Annotated in this window: 6 protein-coding genes; 4 read left to right on the top strand and 2 right to left on the bottom strand. The window is 72.4% G+C overall.

Annotated elements, in window-relative coordinates:
- Positions 1-125: 125 nt before the first annotated feature.
- On the bottom strand, positions 126-740 hold the full coding sequence (locus ACFXDJ_RS20330; protein WP_384663690.1) for a TIGR03086 family metal-binding protein: 615 nt from the start codon (positions 738-740) through the stop codon (positions 126-128).
- Positions 741-800: 60 nt separating this feature from the next.
- Here ACFXDJ_RS20330 and ACFXDJ_RS20325 point away from each other — a divergent pair, with 60 nt between their 5' ends.
- From ACFXDJ_RS20325 to ACFXDJ_RS20315, 3 genes are read left to right on the top strand one after another with little or no spacing between them, the layout of a single operon-like run.
- Complete coding sequence (locus ACFXDJ_RS20325) at positions 801-1907, top strand: helix-turn-helix transcriptional regulator (protein WP_384849841.1); 1107 nt, start codon at positions 801-803, stop codon at positions 1905-1907.
- Positions 1904-2749, top strand: a complete 846-nt coding sequence (locus tag ACFXDJ_RS20320) for an NAD(P)H-binding protein (RefSeq protein ID WP_384663691.1) — start codon at positions 1904-1906, stop codon at positions 2747-2749. Before ACFXDJ_RS20325 ends, ACFXDJ_RS20320 begins: the two co-directional genes overlap by 4 nt.
- A gap of 17 nt (positions 2750-2766) precedes the next feature.
- A complete protein-coding gene (locus ACFXDJ_RS20315; protein ID WP_384663693.1) occupies positions 2767-3069 on the top strand; it encodes a hypothetical protein in 303 nt (100 codons plus the stop codon).
- Between the two features lie 74 nt (positions 3070-3143).
- Here ACFXDJ_RS20315 and ACFXDJ_RS20310 read toward each other — a convergent pair whose 3' ends face one another.
- A complete protein-coding gene (locus ACFXDJ_RS20310; protein ID WP_384663695.1) occupies positions 3144-3677 on the bottom strand; it encodes a PadR family transcriptional regulator in 534 nt (177 codons plus the stop codon).
- Between the two features lie 125 nt (positions 3678-3802).
- Between ACFXDJ_RS20310 and ACFXDJ_RS20305 the strand changes: the two genes are divergently transcribed.
- Positions 3803-4378, top strand: coding sequence for a hypothetical protein (locus tag ACFXDJ_RS20305; protein ID WP_384663697.1), 576 nt, complete (start codon positions 3803-3805; stop codon positions 4376-4378).
- Positions 4379-4513 lie beyond the last annotated feature (135 nt).

Here is a 4513-nt window from a genome sequence, read left to right as displayed (position 1 = left end):
GGTTCTTACCCCACCCCCCCGGCCTTCGTACCCCCCGCTGTCCGGGCTGTGTCCCGACCCCGTCGCTTCGGGCCCCCGGGGGGGGGGGGCCCCGGCGGGGGGGGGCCCCCCCCCCCCCCACGCCGTCAGGGACGGCGGCCGTACCAGCCCACGAGCCTGTCGATGGAGGGAGCGTCCTCGTGCACCTCCACCACCGGACCGAAGGGGACCTGGCCGCCGCGCGGCTCGGCCGGCACGGCGCGGTGCATGTTCGCGAGCGGCGCGGCGAGCATCTCCGGGTCCCACAGCGGGCTCTGACCGGTCGCCTGGGCCAGGTCCCAGACGTGCAGGACGAACTCGTTGGTGTAGATCACCGAGGCGACCACGCCGGGGACGGGACCCCAGGGGAGGGCGATCTGACGGCCCAGAACGGCCGGGTCGGACCAGACGGCGTCGAACTCCTTGACGGCGACGGACCAGGCCTCGGCCCAGTCGCCGTCGGCGATGTCCTCGGCGAAGTGCGGAACGCTCATGAAGGAGCCGCCGGCGCCCATGACGGCGACCCGGCGCAGCACCGAGACCAGGTGGTTGGCCATGTCCCGTACCGAGTAGTCCGGACACGGGGTGATCAGGTCGTACTGGTCGGGGCGGATGCCGTCGAGGACCTCGTGGGCCAGGGCGACGGTCTTGAAAAGGCCACCGCGCGGGTCGGTGGACGGACGGGTGGCAGGGGCGCCGGAAACGTTCACGGTCTCAGTCATGACCCCATCCTCCCCATAAAACAGGTCATCTCATGTCCTATTAGAAAGAACGGGGGCAAAATGAAGGCCGATCGCTTGGTGGCAACCCTGCTCTTCCTTCAGGCCCGCGGGCGCGTCACGGTCAAGGAGGTCGCGGTGGAGCTCGAAGTCTCCGAACGCACCGCCCGCCGCGACCTGGAGGCCCTGACCCTGGCCGGCGTCCCCGTCTACTCGCAGCGCGGACGCGGCGGCGGCTGGCAGCTGGTGGGCGGATCCCGTACTGACCTGACCGGCTTCACCCAGCGTGAGATCGGGGCGCTGTTCCTGGCGGCCGGACCCCTGTCGGCCTCACCCGAACTCCGCGCCGCCCTGCGCAAGTTGGTGCGGGCGCTGCCCGCGCCGATGCGGCCCCACGCCGAGGCCGCGTCCAAGGCGCTCGTCGTGGACGGCCTGGACTGGTCCCGGGCCGCCGTGCGCACCAGTGGCGGGCCGCACCACGACGCCCTGGAGCGGGCCGTCCTGGACCAGGTGCGGATCACCCTCGGCTACGCGGACCCGCAGACCCCGTACCGGGAGTGGACCGTCGACCCGCTCGGCCTGGTCTGCAAGGCCGGCCGCTGGCACCTGGTCGCCGCCACCGAGGAGGGCCCGCGCTCCTTCCGGCACACCAGCGTCACCTCCGTCACCCTTACGGGCGAGCCCGCGCACCGCCCGGACGGCTTCGACCTGGCCGCGGCCTGGCAGGAGCTGGCCGACGGAGCCGAGCGGCGCCTGCGCACCGCGACGGTGCGCGCCGCGGCGGACCCGGCAGCCCTGCCCGCCCTGCGCGAACTGCTCGGTACGCGGCTGCGCGCCGGGCGGCCGCGCCCCGACGGCCGCCACGACATCGAGGCCGACGGTCCGTCACTCGATGTGCTCACCGTCCAGTTGGCCGGCTTCGGCGCCCGCGTCGAAGTGCTCGGCCCGCCCGAGGCGCGCGCCCGGCTGGCGGACCTCGGCCGTGAACTCGCCGCTGTGCACTCTCCAACAGATAGTCACTTTCCTCTAGGTACTTACTATGTTGAGGATGCTAGCGTCACCGGTATCACGGCGAAGGACACCGCCCGGTCACCTCGGCATCGCCCCCACCAGCGGCTTTCTCCCACCATGACCCTCGATTTGACCCTTGATGAAGGAGCTTTCTCATGATCGTTGTCACCGGAGCCACCGGGAACATCGGCCGCCCGCTCGTCGCCGCGCTCGTGGAAGCGGGCGAGGACGTCACGGCCGTCTCGCGGAGTCCGCTGCCTTCCGGATTTCCCGAGGGCGTCCGCCACGCCCAGGCGGACCTGGGGAACTTCGAGAGCCTGGGGCCGGTCCTCGAAGGCGCCGACGCCTTCTTCATCCTGCTGGCGGGCGAGCTCAACGGTCCCGGCGAGAGCGCGACCGTGCTGCTGGACGTGGCCAAGGGGGCCGGCGTCAAGCGGGTCGTCCTGGTCTCCTCCCAGATCGCCGCCACCCGCCCCGACGCGCAGTCCCACCACCGCCTGCGCGAGTTCGAGGACGCCGTACGCGGCTCCGGTCTGGACTGGACGGTCCTGCGCCCGGGCGGCTTCGCCTCCAACGCCTTCGCCTGGGCCGAGTCGGTCCGCGGCGACCGCACGGTCTTCGCCCCCTTCGGCGATGTCGCGCTCCCGGTCGTCGACCCGGCGGACATCGCGGCCGTCGCCGCCGTCGCGCTCCGCGAGGAGGGCCACGCCGGCCGGACCTACGAACTGACGGGCCCGGCCGCGGTCACCCCGCGCGAGCAGGCCGCGGCCCTCGCCGGGGTCCTCGGCGAGGAGATCAACTTCATCGAGCTCAGCCGCGAGGCCGCGTTCGGCCACCTGTCGCAGTTCATGCCGGAGGACGTCGTCCACGGCACCCTGGACATCCTGGGCCTGCCGCTCCCGGTCGAGCAGCGGGTCAGCCCGGACGTGGAGAAGGTCCTCGGCCGCCCGGCCGCCCCCTTCGCCGCCTGGGTCGAGCGCAGCCTGCCCGCCTTCAAGTAGGGGACGGGACGGATCCGATGGCCGAAGAGCCGCTCAGAGAAAGCACCCGGGCCCTCGTCACGGCGACGCGGATGCTCCTGGACGAGGTGGCCAAGGAGCCGATACCGGCTCCGGAGTACCTCGCGGGCCTCCTACAACCCATGGCGGCCAACCTCCAGCAGTCCCTCCTCAACCTCCGCGAGCTCTGCGAAGCACTCGCGGAGGCGGCCCCCGAGAGCATCCACCACGCACACCTGAGCCACTGCGCCGAGGAACTGCGCACGGTGGCGGGCCATTGGGCGTCGATCAAGACGAACAGCGCCTGCCTCGGCGTTGTCTGAACGACCCATGGGGAACGGGGCGCCGGCCTTGCCGGCGCCCCTTCCGCGTTGCGGGGTCCTACGACGACGGGGCCCTACGGCCGGGTCCCGCCGGACGCCGGCAGCTCCCCGAGCGCCCACCGCGCCCACTCCTGCTTCATCGCGCTGCCGCGCAGTCCGTACTCCAGCACCAGCCGCCCCGAGACCGACAGCGGATCCCCCGTCCAGTCGCGCGAGGCGAGCAGCGCCTCCAGCTCCACGATCTGCCGGGCCTCCGCCTCGGCCATCCCCGCGAGCTGCTCGCGCGCCTGCTCCGGAGGCAGGAACCCGAGGAAGAACACCCGCAGCATCCACTCGCTGCGCAGCGGCTGGGGCTGCGCGGGCGTGGTCAGCCAGCGCTGCAACTCGGTCCGGCCCTCGGGGAGGAGGGCGTACTCCTTGCGTCCCCGGGGGCCTTCGGCGGCGACCTCGACCAGCCCGGCGTCGGTCATCCGCGTCAGTTCCCCGTAGACCTGGCTCTGTGTCGCCTTCCAGACGCTGGCGAGCGTGGTGTCGAACAGCTTCATCAGGTCGTAGCCGCTGGAGGGGCGGTCGGCCAGCAGGCCGAGGAGTGCGTGGCGAAGGCTCATGACGCCCACCCTACATTCCACTCTTGACAGGTCGCAACGAGACCTTCTATGTTCGACCTGTCAACATAGGAATGTTAAGCGAACCGGAGACGGGCTCGCCCGCCGAGAAGAGACGGACCACGACCATGAAGTCGAACCCCCTCCTGAGCCTGGCCCCCTGGATCGTCTTCACCCTGGCCGCCGGCAACGGCGTCGCCGCCCAGTGGTCGGCCGCACTCGCCGCCCTGGTGGCCCTGGCCGCCGCGGCCCCCTCGCTCCTTGCCCGCCGCCCCAAGCTGCTGGACGCCATGGGCATCGCGACCTTCGCCGCGCTCTCCGCCCTCGCCTTCGCGGGCGGCCCCGGAGCGCAGGCCTTCGTCACCGACCACGGCCGGACCGTCGCCACCGGTGCCCTGGCCGCGCTGATCTTCCTGACGCTTCCCTTCCTGCCCTTCACGGAGCAGTACGCCCGTGAGGAGGCCCCCCGCGTCGTGTGGTCCTCCCCGGCCTTCAAGAAGACCAACCGGCTCTTCTCCGCCGCCTGGGGCGGCGTCTTCGCCCTGATGACCCTCGCCCACCTCGTCGCGTCGCTCGCCCCGCACAACACCGCCCTGGATGTGATCTGCAACTGGATCGTCCCGATCGTGGCCGTCCAGCGGATGTTCGCCTTCATGAAGGGCTACCGCGCCCGGCAGACCCCGAGCACGCTCCAGTCCGTGTGACGGCGCGGCCCCGTACGGACCTGACGGCGGGGGGGGGGGGGGCGCGGCCGGGCGGCCGCCCCCGCGCGGCAGGACGCGCATGAGCGGCGGACTCGGAGGCTCGCCCCACCACCCTGGAGAGACGGGGACCGGCGC

Origin of the sequence: Streptomyces sp. NPDC059443 (assembly GCF_042750105.1) — a bacterium.
Lineage (GTDB): Bacteria > Actinomycetota > Actinomycetes > Streptomycetales > Streptomycetaceae > Streptomyces.
Note: the sequence above shows the minus strand (reverse complement) of the source record. Positions and strands in the feature narration are given on the sequence as shown.

Excerpts from the sequence above, each read along its gene's own strand:
- ACFXDJ_RS20330 (WP_384663690.1), bottom strand. The coding sequence starts at position 740 with ATGACTGAGACCGTGAACGTTTCCGGCGCCCCTGCCACCCGTCCGTCC.
- ACFXDJ_RS20325 (WP_384849841.1), top strand. The coding sequence starts at position 801 with ATGAAGGCCGATCGCTTGGTGGCAACCCTGCTCTTCCTTCAGGCCCGC.
- ACFXDJ_RS20320 (WP_384663691.1), top strand. The coding sequence starts at position 1,904 with ATGATCGTTGTCACCGGAGCCACCGGGAACATCGGCCGCCCGCTCGTC.
- ACFXDJ_RS20315 (WP_384663693.1), top strand. The coding sequence starts at position 2,767 with ATGGCCGAAGAGCCGCTCAGAGAAAGCACCCGGGCCCTCGTCACGGCG.
- ACFXDJ_RS20310 (WP_384663695.1), bottom strand. The coding sequence starts at position 3,677 with ATGAGCCTTCGCCACGCACTCCTCGGCCTGCTGGCCGACCGCCCCTCC.
- ACFXDJ_RS20305 (WP_384663697.1), top strand. The coding sequence starts at position 3,803 with ATGAAGTCGAACCCCCTCCTGAGCCTGGCCCCCTGGATCGTCTTCACC.